The organism is Bacillus sp. 3a, from assembly GCF_017161885.1.
Lineage (GTDB): Bacteria > Bacillota > Bacilli > Bacillales > Bacillaceae > Bacillus > Bacillus safensis.
In genome coordinates, this window is the sequence record NZ_CP067376.1 from 109,098 (window position 1) to 128,475 (window position 19,378).

Below are 19,378 nucleotides of genomic sequence, written 5' to 3' on the forward strand. Positions count from 1 at the left end.
AATAGCGCAAGACGGCGACAATCGTCTTGCTGCCTAACTTTCTCCTCAAGAATCACTCTTTAACCATTCACGTTCCAACGAAAATCCATAAATAAAGGAGTTTTTTATATGAATCACTTAAATCAAGCCTATTCCCTATCTATCTCCTACCACCAAATCACGGTATACACCGGAAGCGAAACACCACCTGTTATTGATTGGACAGATGAGGACATTCTTCAAGGATTTGCAACAGGAGATCAAGGAGTTTCCTTTGAAGGGATCAATAATGGAAAGGCGTCTATTATTGTGACATTAAATAGCGATGAGCCCCAAGTCTCGGTTGATAGAGCCATAACAGTTCCCTTTACGCTTACAAGTGACCAAGTTTATATCACAAGCGTCATGGCCAATGTGCTGTCTTTTTCCATTCCAAAAGGAAACTATCAGCTTACCTGCTACACCTCACAGCAGCCTGATCAAGACGTTTATTATGTAAATTTCCAAACAGTGTAGATTACGACTGATCGTATAGATCAAGCCACTGTTCCGCATAGTCTACCGATTCTCTCATGGGCAGTAAATATGAACTGGCAAGTCCAATTTGATTGTGCTGATGGATGCCTCCTGATTGCAGAAAATCACGGCCAATCTGTTCAAATAGTTCTTCTCTTGTGATGATATCTTGGTACTCTTTCCATACCCTCCACCCATTCTCTAAAATAGGGGCTCCTCTTGTCATGAGGTCCTGCTGAGGGATTCGGTATTCAGCTAGATGAAAAGCTGTCATGCTCTCAAATGATGCGCCAAGCAGCAGCACTTGAGCATGAAGATCATACATGCGGCCAAGAGGCGACTGCTCTCCTAATCCAAAGGAAAGTGCATGGTGTTTCAGAATTTCATGTTTTCTTTTCCCCCAGGCGGTGAATGAAAAATGGGGATGATTGCTTCTCGCCACGCCTGGGTATTTCCAAAATGTTTCCGCCACCTTTCCCATTGCTGCTGGTGTCGTGTAAGCTGGGTCAAATGCGGGCATTGTTTCTTTGATCGATTTCCACCATGAATAAGGAACAGGCGGATCGATCCAATCGGCGGGATCAGAAAGCTCTAACGTTTGTGCCGGCATAATCAGTGTCCCTTCTTCTGTTAAGGTTTCCATCAATGCTTGTATGACGGCTACAGCGCCTCCGTTTACCCAGCCGATTGATGATAAAGATGAATGAACACATAAAATCATGCCCTTTTTCACACCAAGTTGAACCAAGTCTGCTTTGATTCTTTCCTTTGTCATCGGTTCAGCTTGATTTTCGATTAATTTTTGCATCGTTCCTTTTCCTCCTGCGTCTCTTCTATTACTGATGAATGAGACGTTTAACCGCAATTGACAGTTTGTAATTTGCGTAATTCGTCAGCTCCGTTAAAAACTGATCAAGTTCATCATGACTGGAGAAATGTCCTTCAGCCATATAACAGCCTTCACCACTTATTTTGAACAAATTTTTGATTTCTTCCTTTTTATAAAGAAACGACAGAAGTGGTTCATGATGATGACTACGGGTATATAGCTGCAAAAAGGTTTGAATCGTCTTTTGTGTCTGCCAATCAATTGAAATGGTATATGCTTCAATCACGCCTTCTTCTTCTAGCTTTAACACCCGATTTGCAACAGCTTGGCCGGTTAAATGAACTTTTTCACCTAGAGCTTTCATCGTTAATCGGCTGTTCTTTGATAGTTCTTTTAAAATATTCATATCTGTTTGGTCTAGCATTGGCTCACCTCTTTCAAAAATCAAGCCCTTCTGCCAAAAGACTTTCATAATCCTCTGTCACGTAGAACTCTTTTAATATACTGTAAACTTAATCAGAAAAAAAGGAGGCCTTTTTATGAAAATTACACTCATTCGCAATGCTACTTTATACCTTCACTATGGTCATGCAACTTTTTTAATCGATCCCTTTTTAGCAGCAAAAGGAACATATCCACCGTTCCCTCATACAGCCAATCAACATTTGAACAATCCTATTGTGGAGCTTCCTGTAAATATAGATTTAGACAGTCTGTTACACCCAGATGCTGTCTTACTCTCTCATTTACATGTGGATCACTTTGACGACGAGGCCAAAAGGAAATTAGCTCAGGATCAACCAATTTATACTCAATCGGAGAAGGATCGAAAAGAAGTTGAAGAAGCTGGATTTCAGCATGTCACGTGCATTGAAGATGAAATGGACATTTGCGGCGTTCATATTAAACGTACAGGCGGACAGCATGGGACGGGAGAAACGGCGAAGCGGATGGGGCAGGTGAGCGGTTTTGTTTTCTCTCACCCTGATGAACCTACCCTTTATATTGCAGGTGATACCATTTGGTGTGATGAACCGAAAGAGGTTGTGAATACAAGCAAGCCAGACGTCATTGTGGTCAATAGCGGGGCTGCTCAATTTTTAGAAGGCGATCCTATTACAATGACCAAGGAAGAGATTCTAGACATTCACCGTTCTCAGCCAAAAGCTCAAATTGTCGTCTGTCATCTTGAAGCAGTGAATCATTGCCTGTTAACAAGAGCTGCTTTAGAAGCTTACGTTCAAGAGCATCATGCAGATCAAGCCATTTTTGTCCCTCAAGATGGGGAAAGTCTCACCTTCTGATCGACAATAAAAAACCGGCACTTAAAGCTGCCGGTTTCATCATTATCATGGGCGATGGTGCTGTGGTTTTTTCAGCAATGGAACAAATCCGTTCTTTTTCAAATGAGTGTAATGCTCATCCATTCGTTTCGTGATGTGTGTGCCTTGTTCCTTTGTTAACACGCCGTACTGTACATATTTCTCAATGACTTCTTTTCGCTTAGAAAGAATTTGCTGCTCAAGGATTTCAATTTGTTTTTGTTGTTCTGCTGTTAATTTCACTTGATGTGTCACCGGGCGCTTTTCCATTTGAGGTGTTTCTCCATGAGCCGTTTCTATATGAAAACCAAATAACAGCATCATCGACAAGATGATCAAACTACTTATTTTTTTCATCATTGTTGTTCCCTCCTTTATTCGCCTTTATTTTGCGCTCGCTTTCCTTTTTTATACATTATTTCTAACACGCAAATTGCTTATAATATTCTTACTTTTTCACTTTTCTTCTGAAAACGTTGTCCTTATAGAGAAAGCGTGCTATGTTTTGTTTTGTATAAAAAATAGAGGAGGATTCTTAAATGAGTCGTTTTTATCATAAAAAACCTATATGGTTCATGCTTGTTGTATCTGCTTTCATCCTTATCATGTCTGCTTGCAGTCAATCAGGCTCATCTCAATCTGAAGACACAAAGTGGGATCAGATTAAAAAGAAAGGGAAAATCGTGGTTGCAACTTCAGGCACCCTTTATCCAACTTCTTATCATGATACTTCTAATGGCAAGGATCAATTAACTGGCTATGAAGTAGAAGTCGTCAAAGAAGCGTTTAAACGTCTTGATGTGAAAGTAGAATTTAAAGAAATGGGCTATGATGGGATGCTGAGCGCCATTAATTCTGGTCAAGTGGATGCCGCTGCAAATGATATCGACATCACAGATGACAGAAAAGACAAGTTTGCCTTTTCAACCCCTTATAAATATTCCTACGGAACGGCTATCGTTCGGAAAGATGATTTATCTGGCATTAAAACTTTAAAAGATTTAAAAGGAAAGAAAGCAGCAGGGGCTGCCACAACGATTTATATGGATGTTGCTCGTAAGTACGGTGCAAAGGAAGTCATTTATGATAATGCGACAAACGAGCAATACCTAAAGGATGTTGCAAACGGCCGTACAGATGTCATTCTAAATGATTATTACTTGCAGACACTGGCTCTTGCTGCATTTCCTAAACTAAATATTACGATTCACCCTGACTTGAAGTACATGCCGAATGAACAAGGTTTTGTTATGAAGAAGGACAACAAAGAGCTTCAAAAAGAATTAAATCGTGTATTAGGCGACATGAAAAAAGACGGAACAATGAAAAAGATTTCTGAGAAATTCTTTAATCATGCAGACGTCTCTAAGAAAATTGATGCTGATGTCGAAGATGTCGACATTTCCAAATAAGGAGCTGCAATCGTGGGAGATATTCATTTAGAATATATATTTAATCCTGCACTGGCAAAGGCGTCATTTCCGTTTGTTATGAAAGGCATCTGGCTGACGCTGCTCATTTCCTTTGTGAGCATGTTTTTTGGTACCATTCTTGGCTTTTTTATCGCTCTTGCCAGGATGGCGAATTCATGGATTCTTCGGCTGCCTGCACGACTGTATATCTCATTCATGCGAGGCGTGCCCATTCTGGTGATTTTGTTTATTCTCTATTTTGGATTCCCCTATATCGGCATTGAGTTCACAGCGGTCACTGCCGCCATTATTGGGTTCAGCTTTAATAGTGCTGCCTATATTGCAGAAATTAACCGGGCGGCTCTCTCCTCTGTTCCAAGTGGACAGGTGGAAGCTGCTAAATCATTAGGTCTCAGCTATTGGCAAACGATGCGTGGTGTCATTTTGCCTCAATCCGTCCGCATCGCCCTGCCGCCATTGACCAATGTCATGCTCGATTTAATCAAAGCTTCCTCACTGGCAGCAATGATTACTGTACCAGAGCTCTTCCAGCAAGCAAAAATTGTAGGCGGACGAGAATTCGATTATATGACCATGTATATTTTGGTCGCACTCATTTACTGGGGCATTTGCAGTGTCGTCTCATTGCTTCAGGACTTTTTAGAAAAACGCTATGCGAAATATCTGTAGCAAAAAAAGAGCAGATCTCATGGATCTGCTCTTTTTCAGCGTGATAGAAAACCTTTGCAGCCCTAAGCACCGGAGCGCAGACCTGCGGGCGAATGCGAGGATTTGTCTGCACGATAATTAATGAATAAGCCATAACCATACATATAACCCGAGTAATGTGAGAATCAAGGTTGGGATGGTCAGGATGATCCCGGCTTTCATGTACGCCCCCCAAGAGATATGGACGCCTTTTTTCTTTAAGACATGAAGCCACAGCAATGTCGCCAATGAGCCGATTGGGGTCATTTTCGGTCCAAGGTTGGAGCCGATGACATTGGCATAAATCAGTCCGTCTCTCATGACACCTGCTGTATCTGTATGTCCAATGGCAATCGCATCAATTAAAACGGTCGGCAGATTGTTCATCACAGAGGACAGCACTGCGGCAAGCACGCCCATAAACATCGTTCCTGCAAGCAAGCCATGTGAAGCCCCTTGTTCAATCCATGCCGCCAATATTTCTGTAAGACCGACATTTTTCAGTCCATATACGACGACATACATACCGATCGAGAAAAACACAATGGACCACGGCGCTTCTTTGATCACTCGCTTTGTCGCTACTTGTGGACTTCTTCTCGCCAGCCACAAGAAAGCAAGGGCAATCCCGCCTACGATGATGGACACTGGAATACCGATCAGCTCCCCCGCAAAATAACCCACAAGCAGACAGCCGAGCACATACCAAGACAAGCGGAACATACGGATATCTCGAATAGCTGACGCCGGTTCCTTTGCCTGTGACAGATCGTAGGTTTTTGGGATAAGCTTTCGGTAAAATACATACAGAACCAGCATGCTCGCTCCAAGCGACACAAGGTTTGGCACGAACATATTCGCTGTATATTCTAGAAAACCAATATGAAAATAGTCGGCTGATACGATATTGACCAGGTTACTAATGACAAATGGCAAGGAGGTTGTGTCTGCAATAAAACCGCTTGCCATCACAAAAGGCAGCACCATGCGCTCATCCAGCTTCAACGCTCTCACCACAGATAAAACGATTGGGGTCAAGATCAATGCCGCTCCATCGTTGGCAAAAAAAGCAGCTACAACAGCGCCGAGCAATGTTAAGTAAATAAACATGCGGACACCGTTGCCTCTTGCGGCTTTTGCCATATGCAGTGCAGCCCATTCAAAAAAACCGATCTCATCTAAAATTAACGAAATGATAATAATGCCAATAAAGGCAAAGGTCGCGTTCCATACAATTTGCGTGACTTCCCACACATCGCCTAGATGAACGACACCAAAGGCAAGTGCAAGAATGGCGCCTCCACACGCTGACCATCCTATGGTGACACGTCCTGGCTGCCAAATGACAAGGACGAGGGTCATGATGAAAATCAAAATGGCTAAGGTGACTGATCCCAAAGGTGGCCCCCCTTTCACTTTTCTCATAAAATCTTTATCTATCATACAACGAAATGCATCAGTTGTATGCCATTTTCGCATGTCACATGAAAACCCGCAGGTGATCCTGTGCACCTGCGGATTCCATCATGATTATTGATCTTTTTTCATCAGCATCAATTCAATAAACAACTCACACCGCTGGCTAAAATGACTTAAGTCGATCGAGGTCATATCAAAAATTTGTTTCATTCGATAGTTTAATGTATTTTGATGAATAAACAACTGCTCCGCCGCTGGCTTTAGCTTGCAGTTATTCAATAAGTAGACTTCCAGCGTTTTTAAAAACGAAGTTTGACTCTCGCGGTCTTTTTCCTTCAAGCGTAACAAATCTGGATTGAAGTCGTTTTTCTTTTTTTGATGGCTGTAAATAGAGTCTAAAAACCGGAAGACCCCTAAATTCTCATAATCATATGGAATCAGTTCTTGTCCTCCGACAATTTTTACTGCCTTGACGACCTCTATCGCTTCAAATCGACTTGTACTCATTTTCATGACATCACGATACTCCCTTCCCATCCCGATATACAAAGGGGAAGGATGTGCATTCGTTTTTGATTGCAGATGTGCGATGACATCAGCGGCAGTCGCTTTTGGTGAGTGCCGGTCTGACAGGCTGCCTAATATAACGACAATATCTGCTTGAACCGAATAAACGTGATTCACTTTATCCTCTAGCTGCAAGTACGTTCGAATGACATCCTTCACATCTTCTGCCGTCTCACTTTTGTTATCGGCAGCGTGCACGACCATGACGGTAAATACGGCTGGCAGTGGAATGCTTAAGTTCTCAGCCTCCCATTTCAGCTCTTCTTCTGTATAAAAATGATCATCCATGACCTTTTTGAAAAACTCTTCAATCTTGCCTTCCTTTTTCTCAAGCTGTTTCTTATTCTTATAAATCACTTTTCCAACCTGAAAGGAAGCTTCGTGTAAAAATTGCAGCTCCTCCTGAGAGAGGGAGTCCTCAATGTCCTGCACCCAAATAAAGCCTACTACCTCTTGTTTATGCTTGGCGCTCACAGCCACCCGCCGATTAAATCCGAGCTCGTCATGGCCGCTCACATAAAAAGGCTTTGACTCCTTGTGAAGCCGCTCAATTACCCCTGTTTTCTTTAACCAATCGACCACAGACCCCGGACATTCCTTGGAGAAAATCGTTTGCTGATTGACTGGGTCAAACTGCTGAATGCTGTAAGAATTATAAGCAAGGAGCTGACACTCTGTGCTTTCTAAAATGACTGGTTTTTTTAAATAGCCGCTAATAAATGCAATTAATTTATCGACATCAAAAAATGTATGAAGCTTTTCTAATATCTCTTCCATCCCGATTGCTCCCTGATTAAGTGATACATTTATCATACTTCTTTCCAGTCAGATTTGTATAGAAACAAGTCGCAAGCAGGCAAAAAAAGCATGAACCCGTCAGTGCAGGTTCATGCTTTTTCCATATTAAAACATTTCACTAATCGTTTTTGCCTGCATGTGCAGAGCTAGGTAATCTGGACCGCCTGCTTTTGAATCCGTTCCTGACATTTTGAAGCCGCCGAATGGGTGATAACCAACGATGGCACCTGTGCAGTTACGGTTAAAGTAAAGGTTCCCTACATGGAACTCCTGCTTCGCAAGGTTGATGTGATCACGATTATTCGTAATGACAGCACCTGTTAAACCGTATTCTGTGTTGTTGGCTACCTCAAGTGCCTCATCAAAGCTAGAGACTTTCGAGAAAGCCAAGACTGGTCCAAAGATTTCTTCTTGCATTAAACGGGAAGTTGGCTCAAGATCTGCAAAAATGGTCGGGTGGATAAAGTATCCTTCTGAATCATCACTCGTTCCGCCAGTGACTAAGCGGCCTTCCTGTTTGCCAACCTCGATATAATCCGTGATCTTGTCAAAGGACGCTTGATCAATGACAGGTCCCATGTAAACATCGGCAGAAAGTGGGTTGGCTGTTGTTTTCGTTTCTGTGATTTCCTTCACTCGCTCAACCACTTGGTCATACAGCTTCTCATGGACGACAGCCCGAGATCCAGCTGAACATTTCTGACCTGAAAATCCGAAGGCTGATGTGAAAATGGCATTAGCCGCTAATTCAACATCTGCATCCTCATCGACAACCACTGTATCCTTACCGCCCATTTCAGCAATGACACGTTTTAAATGCTGCTGGCCTGGCTGCACTTTTGCCGCGCGTTCAAAGATACGTGTCCCTACTTCTCTTGATCCAGTGAATGTAATCAGGCTTGTTTTCGGATGATCTACTAAGTAATCCCCGACCTCTGCTCCGCTTCCTGGTACAAAGTTGACAACGCCCTTTGGAAGACCGGCTTGCTCAAGCTCTTCCACAAAACGGGCTGCAATGACAGGCGTCGCACTTGCGGGTTTTAAAACAACTGTATTCCCAGTGACGATTGGGGCTACTGTTGTTCCTGCCATGATCGCAAACAAGAAGTTCCACGGCGGAATCACGAGCGTCACGCCAGTTGGTGTGTAAACATATTGATTGCGTTCGCCTTCGCGGCTGTTCACTGGTTTGCCTTTTGCCAGCTCCAGCATTTGACGGGCATAATATTCTAGGAAGTCAATCGCTTCTGCTGTATCTGCATCTGCTTCATTCCAAGGCTTACCTGCTTCTTTGACAAGAAGGGCTGAATACTCATGCTTTTTACGGCGAATGCTTGCCGCAGCTCGGAATAATACGCCAGCTCTTTCTTCTGGAGACGTGTAGCGCCATGTTTCGAATGCTTTCGCTGCTGCTTGAACCGCCTGCTCTGCCTCTTCCTTCCCGGCCTTTGATACGGTTCCAACCACTTCATCCTTTTTCGCTGGATTGATCGAAACAATCTTGTCTTTCGTTTCAATTCTTTCTCCATTAATCACGAGCGGATAGGTTTGACCAAGTGATTCTGTTACTTTAGCTAATGCTTGTTCAAACGCTTTGCGGTTTTCTTCCTGGCTAAAATCCGTGAATGGTTCATGCTTGTAAGGTGTTGTCATTTTTGTCACGCTCCCGTTTCAAATTATTTTCTCGTCATCCCTTTTAAAGCAAAGGCAATGTTTGCCGGCCGTTCTGCAAGGCGTCTCATGTAGTAGCCATACCACTCTCGTCCATACGGAGTATAGACCCTCATTTGATAGCCTTCTTTCACAAGTGCCTGCTGCGTTTCTGATCTCATGCCGTACAGCATTTGAAATTCGAACTGACTTGTCTGTATATTGTGTTTTTTCACAATATTTTTTGTGAACTCGATCATTTGATCGTCATGTGTCGCAATGGCTGTATAGTTCCCTGAGAGCAATTGCTTTTCGATCAGCTTTTGATAATTCAGATCGACATCTTTTTTGTTTGGATACGCCACTTCGGCGGATTCCTTATAGGCACCCTTTACAAGTCTTAAAAATGGCTGCAGCTCATTTAGGTCATCAAGATCCTTTTCTGTTCTGTACAAATACGCCTGCAAGACCGTACTGACATACTCATATTGAGATTTCATCTCTTTAAAAATGTCCAGCGTTTTTTGACAGCGCTGTTCATCCTCCATATCGATTGTCACCATGATACGGTGTTTCTCTGCCGTATCTAAAATACGTTTCATATTGCGATACACAAGGTCATCGTCAATATCCAGGCCAAGTGATGTCATTTTGAGTGACACATGGGAATTGAGTCCCGACTCAGCAATCCGCTGAATGGTTTGAATACACTCAGTCGTCCGTTCATTGGCAATCTCTGCCTTTGTAACAAACTCACCAAGGTGATCAACTGTCACAGCCATTCCTTGGTCATTTAATCGTTTTATGACAGGGATGGCACTCTCAAAATCCTTCCCTCCGATGATTTTCTTAGATGCAACAGCACTTCCCCAATTACGAGCAATATGGTTCAAGAGACTGCTCTTTGACAAAAACAAGAAGAAATTTCTTGTGACCGACTCCATAAAGGGCACCTCCCACTCTTTGTAAGCTATGTCTTTATTGTAAAGCTCATAAGCTGTCCGCTACAATATTTGAAGATGACAAAAATTCTGACTTTTTTTGTGGTTTTATCACAATAAGAGATAAAAAAGAGCCTGCCGTGATCCGGCTGGCTCTTCCCTGCTTACGCCCACACCTCATCAAGGGTAGACTGCAGCAGCTCATTTAATTCTTGCAACAGGTTGTCTTTCGGCTGATTGTAGCTTTTCACCAATTCATCAAATCGCGCGAGCTCTTTGTCGATAAATGGATGGACATAAGCGAGGCGGTTTTCTACATCCATTTCTTCTCCGTCCATTTTACGTTTGAGCAGCTCATGGATTTCCGCTAAAAGCGGACCTTCCTCCACTAGTTCTTCAAGCAGTTCATGAAAGTCCATCGGCGGAACCGTCCGGTATCGTTCAATCCACTGACAGGCAAGCAGCGGACGAAGCACATAGAAATACTTCTTGATTCGCACCTGCTCTCCTCGTAAATGCCCGCTTTCATTCCGCTTCGCCATATTGAGGTAATGATACATCAATGCTGGAGGATAAAACGCTCGATCCTTTAATTCTCTTAGCCGCTTTGCCAAAGAGAAGGATTCAGCATAGATGATGTCAGACGACAGCCATTCCATGATGGACGGATTCGATTTATTGAATAAGCGAAGTGCCTTTCTAAGCTCCCAGCCGCTGATATCAAGCACATCATCAATCGGCCGTTCAATGACATCACGATGTTCTTCCATTGCCCAATACCATTCTTTTCGAGGAACATATAAAAAACGGACATCGTAATCACTATCAGTCGAGGGGAATCCCCATGCTCTGCTGCCTGATTCAACCGCGAGGCAAATCTTTACGTCATACGTTTCTTCGATGATTTTCAGCTCTTCCTTGATTCTCTCTCTCATCATCCATCAACTCTTTCTATAGAAATCTGCATGACTTCTTCACGTTTTGGTAAAATACGAATAAGACATATATGAAAAAGGAGTTGGATCTCATGTCTATATCTCGCATCATGAAATGGATCACCGGGATTTTTGAAGCCTGTCTTGCCATCCCTGTCATCGGAGGACTATTTATTATTAGCAATGGCTATTCACCGCTCATGGTCATGCTTATTCTGCATATTATCACACTCGTCTTATCGAAGCGAGACCAAGGACCAATGATTGGCAGCATCATTGGGATTATTACATCCTGCCTCGCCTGGATTCCGATACTTGGATTCATCCTTCATATCATCACAGCTCTTGCTCTTATTATCACCGCGTTAGTGCCTGATGAAAAAACGAGACAAAATACGAGTTATTAAAAAAGAGGCCCTCCTAGAGCGGCCTCTTTGTTCTTTTATTTGAGTAAGTGCTTTTGTAAGAAGGAGAGCTTCTCTGTTTGAAAAGCCGGGATAAACTCGTGTCCAAAATAGCGATATACCTTAAGGTCTTTATCTGTTTCTAAATGGTTGTATGCCGCAAACACAGTAGATGGCGGGGTAATTTTGTCAATCAGACCGATCGCCATCAATGTTGGCTGTTTCACCCATCCAGCTAAATTGATTAAATCAAAATAGCTTAATGTCTCAAATGCCTTTTCTTCCACTTCCGGGTCACTATTTCTCCGAAAGTATGAATTGATTTCTAAATAAGGCTGCTCCAATGCCACGTCCACTGCACGCTCGAAGTTTGATAAATAAGGGTAATCTGCCGCGACGACCTTCGGAATATCTGAAAGAGCTGCTGCTGCTACCGCTAATGCGCCTCCCTGGCTTCCACCAATTACGCCGATCCGGTGTTTATCCACTTCAGGGAAGGACTGAATGACTTCGAGTGCACGAACCGCATCTAAATAAACACCGCGATAATAGTAGGTCTCCTTTGATAAAATGCCTTTTGTCATCCACCCTAAAGCGTGACCGCCTGGTGTCACTGTCTGATCTTCACTGCCGCCTTGACCGCGGACGAGCATACCAAATGTGGCGTAGCCGTGGAGCGCCCAGTTGACGATGTCGTGAATGCCGCCGTCATAGCTGGCATTATAGCCATGAAAACGAACGAGCGCTGGATGCGGGCCAGTTTGATCAGGTACAGCATAAAAGCCTTCAATTTTAGAATGTCCAAAGCTTTGATATGTCAGGCGGTACACCTTGACGCCTTTCACTGGATAGTCATACGGTTCAAGTGATGGCTTTGCCTCCACTTGGCGCAGTTCTTCGAGCGATTTCTTCCAAAAGTCTGAGAAATCAGGACGTGCAGTTTTCTTTGGTTTATATTTTTTTAGCTCTTCTAGTGATAAATCGAACAATTGCATATCATACTATTCCCCTTTGTTTTATTAGTTATAGGTATCATACCACTCATTTCTTGATTGAGAAAGTCATTTAACAAAACCTTCTGACATTTCTATTGGCAAAGATGATGGAAACCTTTATGATAAAGAAACTGGCCTTGAAGACTAGAATAAACCATTACATACATTCATGATTTTCACATGACATATAGCGAATAAAGGAGGAACCCATATGAAAATCGCCCTTGTCCAAATGGACGTACAAATTGGAGAACCTGAAGTGAATTTTAGAAAAGCAGAAGCGTTTTTAGAAGAAGCGGTCCGCGAGCAGCCTGATCTGATCATTTTACCCGAAATGTGGAATACCGGCTACGCCCTTGAACAAGCCGATCAGCTTGCGGATATAAACGGTGAACGCACAAAACAGCTCTTTTCCTCCTTTGCACGGAAGCACCAAGTGTATCTCATCGCAGGCAGTGTATTAAATAAACGGACAGAAGATGAACACATTACCAACACAATGTATGTTTTTAACCGCCAAGGTGAGCTTGTGTTAGATTATGATAAAATTCATTTATTCCGCTTAATGGATGAGCACAACTATTTAACCGCTGGTGATCAGCTTGGTTTATTTGACTATGGTGAAGATGTAACGATTGGTGCGATGATTTGCTATGACCTCCGCTTCCCGCAGCTTTCCAGAACACTTGTGAACAAAGGAGCGAAGGTGCTCGTCAATACGGCACAATGGCCGTCAGCAAGAGTGGACCATTGGCGCAGCCTGCTCATCGCAAGAGCGATTGAAAACCAGTCATTTATGATTGCTGTGAACAGAACAGGCACAAGCAGAGACACGGCATTCCCTGGACACTCTATGGTAATTGATCCACTCGGCCGCATCCTGCTTGAAACAAAAGATGACGAAGATATTTATTATGCGGAAATTGATCTTCAGCTGGTGGATGAAGTCAGACAGCAAATTCCGGTTATGACGGATCAGCGTCTGGACTTATATTAAAAAGCAGGGGAGCACCCTGCTTTTTGCGTTTAATTAAACGTTTGTTTAAGCTTTCCCTTGATTCTGATAAAGGTCCATGAAGGCTTGAGCGGCTTTCGTTAAATACCTTTCTTCCACATATGCAAACACAAGTGTGCGGGTTGGGCATGAATCAATGTGTAAATAAATGACCCCGTCCCTATCCTCTTGTGCCACCATTTTCGGCACAACGGTCACACCTAGTTCGTTTTTGACCAATGCCTGTGCTGTTTGAATATGACTTGTTTCAAAAGCCGCTTTTGGCTGAAAACCGTGATGACGGCACAGTTCCATGACTACTTGCCGAAAACCGTATCCCTCTTTCAGCATAATAAATGGGATACCTTCAAGAAGCTGAAAGGGAACGATTTCGTGACCGGACGCTTTTTGCCCTGCTTGCTTGATGATCTCGTTCAATTCCTCTGATAACCATGGCTGAGCAGCTTGCGGAACTGCAAGAAGGAGCGGCTCTGTCAGCATTTGTTTCGTTTTCAATGATTCATGCTCGACAGGCATAGATAAAATAGCCAAATCCAGTTTTCCAGCCAATAGTCGTTTTTCGAGCTCACGAGGAGACTCTTCTATCAGTTGAACGTGAACATGGGGATACGTTTGACAAAAGGTTTTTAATAAACCGGGCAAGACATATCCCCCAGTCACTGCTGGCGCTCCAATGTTCAGCTCTTTCCCGATTTCATAAGCTGCTTCTCCCATTTCACGCAGCAAATCATCTCTTTCCTTCAAAATATTCTCAGCCCTTTTAATGAATCGTCTCCCTTGAGGTGTGGGCGTTACTGGTCCATACTTTCGAATAAATAGCGGTGTGTCTAATTCCTCTTCCAGCTTCTTCATTTGCTGGCTTAAAGAAGGCTGTGCAATATGAAGTTGATCCGCTGCTTTTGTAAAACTTTGCTGCCGGTACACTTCAATGACATATTCCATCATTCGTATATCCACTTTCATCACCTCATAGGTTTTAACTATCCATGTCATATCTTTTATGTCTTAGACAAATAACAGAAGGAATTCTACGATAAAGAGACCACAAAGGGGGAAAAGAAATGAATCCATATGCTAAAGCCGAAAACCAATTTTCACAAAATGCCGAGAACTATCGAGATTCACCTATATTTGCAGCCGGAGAAGAGCTGAAATGGATGAAATCAACAGCAAATGCGAAGGGACATGAGCATTTACTTGATATTGGCTGCGCGGCAGGACATACCATTTTTTCCTTTTCAGACGTTATCTCTAAAGGGGTCGGCATTGATGTCACGCAAAAAATGATCGAGATTGCAGCAGCACTAGCGGAAGAACGCCACCTGAACCACATTACTTTTGAGCAGGCAGCCGCAGAAGCATTGCCCTTCTCTGATGAATCATTTGATTTAGTGACGTGCCGATTTGCTGCTCACCACTTTCCAAACCTTCCGGCAGCCATGTCGGAAATCAGTCGAGTCTTAAAAAAAGGCGGCCAATTTCTGCTCGTCGACCATTATGCACCTGAAAACCCTGCACAAGATTCATTTATTAATCACTTAAATAGACTGAGAGACCCTTCTCATGTGCGGGAAAGCTCGTTATCAGAATGGAAAGAGCTCTTCGATGACAACCAATTGACTCAGAAAGAGATTCGTTACTGGGATCTGCATATTGATTATCAGGACTGGATTATACGTGGACGCACGCCAGAGAACATTCAAAAGGAGATCGTTTCCCACCTTCAAGCCGCAGACTCTGACACACAGCAGCTGTTTCAGCTTCAATTCGATGCACAGCATCAGCCCATTTCCTTCTGTTTAAAAGCTGCACTGCTTCAGGGAATCAAGCATTAAACTGATAGAAAAAGTCTACCATCGCCGGTAGACTTTTTTAATCTTCACTTTTTCACAGGTGGCTTTTCATGTTCGTGACACGTCTCTCTTCACGACTAGATTATGTTTCTATTATATGATAATTGAACGAAGATAGGTGAGGCATTTTAGATCCTCTGAATAAAAAAAGAACCTACCCTCTTTGGAATAAGTTCTTCCCTGCATGCGTAACTTACGGTGCAATATCCTCTAATACTTTCTCGCGCGTTTCGATCATTTTAAAAGCAAGAATTGCTCCCACTACCGTCACACTTGCAAAAAGAATAAAAATAGTTGAAACACCGCTTACCTCTAAAATAAAACCTATCATAATAGGAGCGATCGCTGAGGCCAGTCTAAGCCACGCTGTAGCAAATGCCGTTCCAATCACCCTCATACGTGTCGGATAAATTTCAGGTGTATATAGATAGAGGAGAACTGTAATTGTCCCCATCATTCCGTAAGCAGCAGATCCTAAATAGATGACGCTTTCTGGTGAAGTCGCTCCGCTGATCCATAAAGCCGTTAATAAAACACCTGTTAATACAAATGCAATGGTTGCCCAGCGCTTCCGTCCCACTTTATCAATTAAAAATGCACAAGCGAATACCCCTATGGTCTGTAAAATATTTGTGAGAGATGCTGCCCTTAATGAATCTCCGACTGGCAAATGGTAAACAGTATTATAAAGACTCGGTAACCAGTTATTTAAACCATTCGATACAAAGTAGGCAGAAAACCATAGTCCCCATACGACCAATGTTCTTTTACGGTAAAAAGTTGAAAATAGCTCTTTCCAGTCGCCTTTTTCAGTACTGCTGGATACTTGATTTGCGACAGGCATTCGTTTGTCAGTACTAGCTTCAATTTCTTCAATAATTCTTTCGGCTTCATCTAACCTGCCTTTCGAAATAAGCCACCTTGGCGATTCACGCAGCATGAAAAAGAATCCAAAGACGATTAAACCTCCAATGCCTCCAATCAAGAACATCCATTTCCACCCAAAGCTAGGTACAACAAATGCACCAATTTGAGCTGAGATCATTAATCCTAATGGAAAAATCATCTCATAAAGCATAAAAAATCTGCCTCTTCCTTGGGCTCGGGACAACTCATTAATATATGAGGCTGCTACCGGCACCTCTCCTCCAACTCCAATCCCTTGTATAAAGCGGAAAATAAAAAGGGCCATAAAATTACCTGAAAATACACATGCGATACTCATAATAGACATGAGGAACACCGTCCACTTTGCACTAAATACACGGCCGCGCCTTTCTGCTAACCACCCAAAGAAAATAGCACCAATCGCTTGTCCTATATAACCAGACCCAATAAGAAGGCCAATTTGAGCAGGTGATAAATTCCACATGCCGATGAGGACCGGGAGAACAAACGCTAAAGATAGCGCATCAAAAGCATCAAAAAAGGTAGCAGATCCCATAATGATCCGAGGTTTTAAATGCCACCTCGAAAAAGGTACACTTTCCATCCTGGTCAATAGTTGTGAAGCTCTATCAACAACTTGCCCACCTTGAGAATTTGAATTTCCGCTGAGTTCTAACGTCATGGTATCTCCTCCTTATTAGAGGAAATGATGCAAAAGTACATGCCGAAGAGCGCTGAAGAAATCGCTTACATTTTAAATCTAGCTGAAATTCTGTAGCGTTCATACGATTTTTCAGCATCTATCAAATCTTTTTTGGCGTTCCCGTGGTGCCCCGATCTATATAATACATAGGGAAGATATGCTCCATCGCCTCTAACTGTTCTCCTTCTAATAACTGTGTTATTAAAGAAACAGCTTTTCTTCCCATTCCAACTAAATCAACATGAACAGAAGATAAAGAAGGGGTTAGGAAACTTGCAATGGGCACATCATCGGCACCAACGACAGACAAATCATGAGGTATTGACACATTTGCGTTTTCTGCCGCTTTCATGACCCCTATCGCCAAAAAATCTGAAGAGCAAACAACTCCAGTCATGTGCTGGTTTCCTTGGAGAAATTGAGAAACCACTTCTACTACTTTTCCCCCATCAAATTCATCTAACTCAAACACAAGCTCTTTGTTCATTGTTAATCCTAAACGTTTCAGTGTGCGCTCATACCCCTTGTAATACCTCACACTATGCATCGAACTCATTGGACCATTGACCAGCCCAATGGTTCGATGACCTTTATCAAATAAGGCCGTTACAGATTGACAAACACCTTCTTCATCATCTGGCCTGACACATGGAAATGGTGAATCCTCTAAGTAACTTCCGACAACGATAATGGGAATAGCCAAACTTTTTAGCCAATCCATGCTCAATTCTTCATTTCTTGGAGAAAATAAAATGGCACCATCTACAGCCTGCGTCTCAAGTAACCGCTGCTGCTGCACAGATGTAAATGACATCAGCATATTGAATTCGGTCTCATCTAATTCCTTCGCTATGCCGTCTAAAATCGTTGAAAAAAATGGATTATTCAAAATATATGAACCGCGGGGAACCACTACAGCGATATTCCCAGTCTTTCTTTTCACGAGTCCTCTTGCTCCTAAATTAGGGCGGTAGCCTAACTCATCAATCACTTGTTTGATTCTTTCAGCCGTTTGAGCGCCTACTCCTGGTTTTCCACTCAATACTCGGGAAACAGAGGCTATAGACACTCCTGCTTTTAATGCGACATCTTTAATACTTACTGACACATTTCATACCTCCGGGAGTCTGTTGTTTTATACCCTATTATAACCTGACTCACCTTCATCATGAAATCAATGGTCTGTTATCTACTGACGTTTTCCTTAAGCAAACCAACACTTTGAAGGCCTTGGCGAATCTCTTCTTTTTCCTTTTGAGTTAAAGGTAATACCGGCTTTCTAGCAAGCGAACTGCTGATCAAACCTCTCTGGAACATCGCTTCCTTCATTCGCAGATGAGAGGTAGAGGAAGGTTCATCCATTTTATATACAGCATGCTTTAATTCAAAGATTCTATCGTACACTTTATTAGCTGCTGCAAGGTCTTGTTCTTCCACACATTTCACAAGTTCAGCGATCAAATCTGGCACAAAACAGCCGAAACCGACAAGCGCCCCATCAATCCCTTGAACTAATGTTGGCAATAAATATTCATCGTGACATGTGAGCAGCGATACATCTGGTGCATGCTTTTTCAGTGCGCGCACATCGACTTCATATTGTGCCATGTCTCTTTGACCAATTTTGAATGAGACAACATTTTCAATTTCCGACATTTCTAGTAATTGATTCGTTGTATATGAGGTTTTTGTCCACGTTGGATATTGATGGACGATGATTGAAATGTCAATCGCTTCTGCAACATCTTTAAAGAATTGGACAGGTGATTCAGGCTGCATACCGAATCTCAGCCATGAATGCGGCGGCATGAGAAGGATACCTTCTCCACCAGCTTCTTGAACTGCTTTTGCATGCTGGATCGCTTCAATTGTCCCTTCAGCTGAAACCCCAGAAATGACAGGTACTTCCCCTTTTAATTCGTCGGCTGCAATACGCACAGCCTCAGCTCGTTCATGTGGCAGCAAAGTCATAATCTCGCCCGTATGTCCATTGACAACAATCCCGTTAATTCCTTCGTGCTCCGCCACCCAGCGAACAAGCTTACGAAAAGCAGGTTCATCAATTGAATAGTCATCTTTAAAAGGAATTAAGACCGCCGGGAATACACCGCTCCATTTTTCTTTATTTTTCATCAACAAATTCCTCCCCATTCGATTATAGTAAACGTTTACCGTAAGCGTTTACGTAAACAATCATAGAATGTGCTCACGGAAGATGTCAACATTATTTTTTAAAGATTATCATAATTCAAAAAACTCTAATTAAAATTTAGATACTATTTTATTTTTCCGAAAAAGAAAATGATCTATATCAAAAAACTCATCATCATGAATTGATTGAAGGAGGATCACCGCTTTTTCCAAACGGCTGCACTCCAAAAAAAGGATAAATACATTTTGGCTGTCAAAGCATCATCATATGTACGAAGGAAAAGAATTCAATA

Annotated in this window: 20 protein-coding genes; 7 read left to right on the forward strand and 13 right to left on the reverse strand. The window is 42.6% G+C overall.

Annotated features, from left to right (window positions below):
* Positions 1-108: 108 nt before the first annotated feature.
* Positions 109-495, forward strand: coding sequence for a competence protein ComJ (locus JJ692_RS00315; RefSeq protein ID WP_024427268.1), 387 nt, complete (start codon positions 109-111; stop codon positions 493-495).
* 1 nt (position 496) lies between these two features.
* On the opposite strand, the gene JJ692_RS00320 is transcribed toward JJ692_RS00315, so the two are convergent.
* Positions 497-1,303 (reverse strand): AAC(3) family N-acetyltransferase, encoded by an 807-nt coding sequence (locus JJ692_RS00320; RefSeq protein WP_185854078.1) that lies wholly within the window; start codon positions 1,301-1,303, stop codon positions 497-499.
* A 28-nt stretch (positions 1,304-1,331) separates the two neighbouring features.
* Complete coding sequence (locus JJ692_RS00325; protein WP_025092811.1) at positions 1,332-1,748, reverse strand: Lrp/AsnC family transcriptional regulator; 417 nt, start codon at positions 1,746-1,748, stop codon at positions 1,332-1,334.
* 115 nt (positions 1,749-1,863) lie between these two features.
* Here JJ692_RS00325 and JJ692_RS00330 point away from each other — a divergent pair, with 115 nt between their 5' ends.
* Entirely contained in the window at positions 1,864-2,628 is a 765-nt protein-coding gene (locus tag JJ692_RS00330; RefSeq protein ID WP_103132585.1) for an MBL fold metallo-hydrolase, read from the forward strand.
* Positions 2,629-2,673: 45 nt separating this feature from the next.
* Here JJ692_RS00330 and JJ692_RS00335 read toward each other — a convergent pair whose 3' ends face one another.
* Complete coding sequence (locus tag JJ692_RS00335; RefSeq protein WP_024424311.1) at positions 2,674-3,003, reverse strand: YckD family protein; 330 nt, start codon at positions 3,001-3,003, stop codon at positions 2,674-2,676.
* A 182-nt stretch (positions 3,004-3,185) separates the two neighbouring features.
* Here JJ692_RS00335 and JJ692_RS00340 point away from each other — a divergent pair, with 182 nt between their 5' ends.
* Both JJ692_RS00340 and JJ692_RS00345 read left to right on the forward strand, forming a co-directional pair.
* Positions 3,186-4,058, forward strand: a complete 873-nt coding sequence (locus JJ692_RS00340) for a transporter substrate-binding domain-containing protein (protein ID WP_206534112.1) — start codon at positions 3,186-3,188, stop codon at positions 4,056-4,058.
* Positions 4,059-4,070: 12 nt separating this feature from the next.
* Positions 4,071-4,748 (forward strand): amino acid ABC transporter permease, encoded by a 678-nt coding sequence (locus JJ692_RS00345; RefSeq protein ID WP_034283291.1) that lies wholly within the window; start codon positions 4,071-4,073, stop codon positions 4,746-4,748.
* A gap of 117 nt (positions 4,749-4,865) precedes the next feature.
* Here JJ692_RS00345 and JJ692_RS00350 read toward each other — a convergent pair whose 3' ends face one another.
* The 5 genes from JJ692_RS00350 to JJ692_RS00370 form a co-directional block, all read right to left on the reverse strand.
* Positions 4,866-6,164 (reverse strand): arsenic transporter, encoded by a 1,299-nt coding sequence (locus JJ692_RS00350; protein WP_025092808.1) that lies wholly within the window; start codon positions 6,162-6,164, stop codon positions 4,866-4,868.
* Between the two features lie 132 nt (positions 6,165-6,296).
* Positions 6,297-7,529: a PucR family transcriptional regulator gene (locus JJ692_RS00355; RefSeq protein WP_024424315.1), complete on the reverse strand. Its 1,233-nt coding sequence runs from the start codon at positions 7,527-7,529 to the stop codon at positions 6,297-6,299.
* A 126-nt stretch (positions 7,530-7,655) separates the two neighbouring features.
* The gene (gene pruA, locus JJ692_RS00360) at positions 7,656-9,203 is read right to left on the reverse strand and encodes an L-glutamate gamma-semialdehyde dehydrogenase (protein WP_103132586.1); all 1,548 of its coding nucleotides are present in this window, start codon (positions 9,201-9,203) and stop codon (positions 7,656-7,658) included.
* A 23-nt stretch (positions 9,204-9,226) separates the two neighbouring features.
* The gene (locus tag JJ692_RS00365) at positions 9,227-10,144 is read right to left on the reverse strand and encodes a proline dehydrogenase family protein (RefSeq protein WP_206534113.1); all 918 of its coding nucleotides are present in this window, start codon (positions 10,142-10,144) and stop codon (positions 9,227-9,229) included.
* A gap of 161 nt (positions 10,145-10,305) precedes the next feature.
* Positions 10,306-11,076 (reverse strand): nucleotidyltransferase domain-containing protein, encoded by a 771-nt coding sequence (locus tag JJ692_RS00370; protein WP_103132622.1) that lies wholly within the window; start codon positions 11,074-11,076, stop codon positions 10,306-10,308.
* A gap of 92 nt (positions 11,077-11,168) precedes the next feature.
* Between JJ692_RS00370 and JJ692_RS00375 the strand changes: the two genes are divergently transcribed.
* A complete protein-coding gene (locus JJ692_RS00375; RefSeq protein WP_024424319.1) occupies positions 11,169-11,483 on the forward strand; it encodes a hypothetical protein in 315 nt (104 codons plus the stop codon).
* Between the two features lie 35 nt (positions 11,484-11,518).
* Here the strand turns inward: JJ692_RS00375 and JJ692_RS00380 are convergent, their stop codons facing one another.
* Positions 11,519-12,475 carry an acetylxylan esterase gene (locus JJ692_RS00380; RefSeq protein WP_133744729.1) on the reverse strand — a complete coding sequence of 319 codons (957 nt, stop codon included), beginning with the start codon at positions 12,473-12,475 and terminating at the stop codon, positions 11,519-11,521.
* Between the two features lie 211 nt (positions 12,476-12,686).
* Between JJ692_RS00380 and JJ692_RS00385 the strand changes: the two genes are divergently transcribed.
* Positions 12,687-13,472, forward strand: coding sequence for a carbon-nitrogen family hydrolase (locus JJ692_RS00385; protein ID WP_044333518.1), 786 nt, complete (start codon positions 12,687-12,689; stop codon positions 13,470-13,472).
* A 45-nt stretch (positions 13,473-13,517) separates the two neighbouring features.
* Here JJ692_RS00385 and JJ692_RS00390 read toward each other — a convergent pair whose 3' ends face one another.
* Entirely contained in the window at positions 13,518-14,435 is a 918-nt protein-coding gene (locus JJ692_RS00390) for a LysR substrate-binding domain-containing protein (RefSeq protein WP_103132588.1), read from the reverse strand.
* A gap of 116 nt (positions 14,436-14,551) precedes the next feature.
* Here JJ692_RS00390 and JJ692_RS00395 point away from each other — a divergent pair, with 116 nt between their 5' ends.
* Positions 14,552-15,325 carry a class I SAM-dependent methyltransferase gene (locus tag JJ692_RS00395; RefSeq protein ID WP_206534114.1) on the forward strand — a complete coding sequence of 258 codons (774 nt, stop codon included), beginning with the start codon at positions 14,552-14,554 and terminating at the stop codon, positions 15,323-15,325.
* Positions 15,326-15,536: 211 nt separating this feature from the next.
* Here JJ692_RS00395 and JJ692_RS00400 read toward each other — a convergent pair whose 3' ends face one another.
* From JJ692_RS00400 to JJ692_RS00410, 3 genes are all read right to left on the reverse strand, one after another.
* Positions 15,537-16,913 carry an MFS transporter gene (locus JJ692_RS00400; protein WP_025092801.1) on the reverse strand — a complete coding sequence of 459 codons (1,377 nt, stop codon included), beginning with the start codon at positions 16,911-16,913 and terminating at the stop codon, positions 15,537-15,539.
* A 121-nt stretch (positions 16,914-17,034) separates the two neighbouring features.
* Positions 17,035-18,042, reverse strand: coding sequence for a LacI family DNA-binding transcriptional regulator (locus tag JJ692_RS00405; protein WP_197172459.1), 1,008 nt, complete (start codon positions 18,040-18,042; stop codon positions 17,035-17,037).
* Between the two features lie 77 nt (positions 18,043-18,119).
* Positions 18,120-19,067, reverse strand: coding sequence for a dihydrodipicolinate synthase family protein (locus tag JJ692_RS00410; RefSeq protein WP_024424325.1), 948 nt, complete (start codon positions 19,065-19,067; stop codon positions 18,120-18,122).
* Positions 19,068-19,378: the final 311 nt, after the last annotated feature.

Excerpts from the sequence above, each read along its gene's own strand:
- JJ692_RS00315 (WP_024427268.1), top strand. The coding sequence starts at position 109 with ATGAATCACTTAAATCAAGCCTATTCCCTATCTATCTCCTACCACCAA.
- JJ692_RS00320 (WP_185854078.1), bottom strand. The coding sequence starts at position 1,303 with ATGCAAAAATTAATCGAAAATCAAGCTGAACCGATGACAAAGGAAAGA.
- JJ692_RS00325 (WP_025092811.1), bottom strand. The coding sequence starts at position 1,748 with ATGCTAGACCAAACAGATATGAATATTTTAAAAGAACTATCAAAGAAC.
- JJ692_RS00330 (WP_103132585.1), top strand. The coding sequence starts at position 1,864 with ATGAAAATTACACTCATTCGCAATGCTACTTTATACCTTCACTATGGT.
- JJ692_RS00335 (WP_024424311.1), bottom strand. The coding sequence starts at position 3,003 with ATGAAAAAAATAAGTAGTTTGATCATCTTGTCGATGATGCTGTTATTT.
- JJ692_RS00340 (WP_206534112.1), top strand. The coding sequence starts at position 3,186 with ATGAGTCGTTTTTATCATAAAAAACCTATATGGTTCATGCTTGTTGTA.
- JJ692_RS00355 (WP_024424315.1), bottom strand. The coding sequence starts at position 7,529 with ATGGAAGAGATATTAGAAAAGCTTCATACATTTTTTGATGTCGATAAA.
- pruA (WP_103132586.1), bottom strand. The coding sequence starts at position 9,203 with ATGACAACACCTTACAAGCATGAACCATTCACGGATTTTAGCCAGGAA.
- JJ692_RS00365 (WP_206534113.1), bottom strand. The coding sequence starts at position 10,144 with ATGGAGTCGGTCACAAGAAATTTCTTCTTGTTTTTGTCAAAGAGCAGT.
- JJ692_RS00370 (WP_103132622.1), bottom strand. The coding sequence starts at position 11,076 with ATGAGAGAGAGAATCAAGGAAGAGCTGAAAATCATCGAAGAAACGTAT.
- JJ692_RS00375 (WP_024424319.1), top strand. The coding sequence starts at position 11,169 with ATGTCTATATCTCGCATCATGAAATGGATCACCGGGATTTTTGAAGCC.
- JJ692_RS00380 (WP_133744729.1), bottom strand. The coding sequence starts at position 12,475 with ATGCAATTGTTCGATTTATCACTAGAAGAGCTAAAAAAATATAAACCA.
- JJ692_RS00385 (WP_044333518.1), top strand. The coding sequence starts at position 12,687 with ATGAAAATCGCCCTTGTCCAAATGGACGTACAAATTGGAGAACCTGAA.
- JJ692_RS00390 (WP_103132588.1), bottom strand. The coding sequence starts at position 14,435 with ATGATGGAATATGTCATTGAAGTGTACCGGCAGCAAAGTTTTACAAAA.
- JJ692_RS00395 (WP_206534114.1), top strand. The coding sequence starts at position 14,552 with ATGAATCCATATGCTAAAGCCGAAAACCAATTTTCACAAAATGCCGAG.
- JJ692_RS00400 (WP_025092801.1), bottom strand. The coding sequence starts at position 16,913 with ATGACGTTAGAACTCAGCGGAAATTCAAATTCTCAAGGTGGGCAAGTT.
- JJ692_RS00410 (WP_024424325.1), bottom strand. The coding sequence starts at position 19,067 with ATGAAAAATAAAGAAAAATGGAGCGGTGTATTCCCGGCGGTCTTAATT.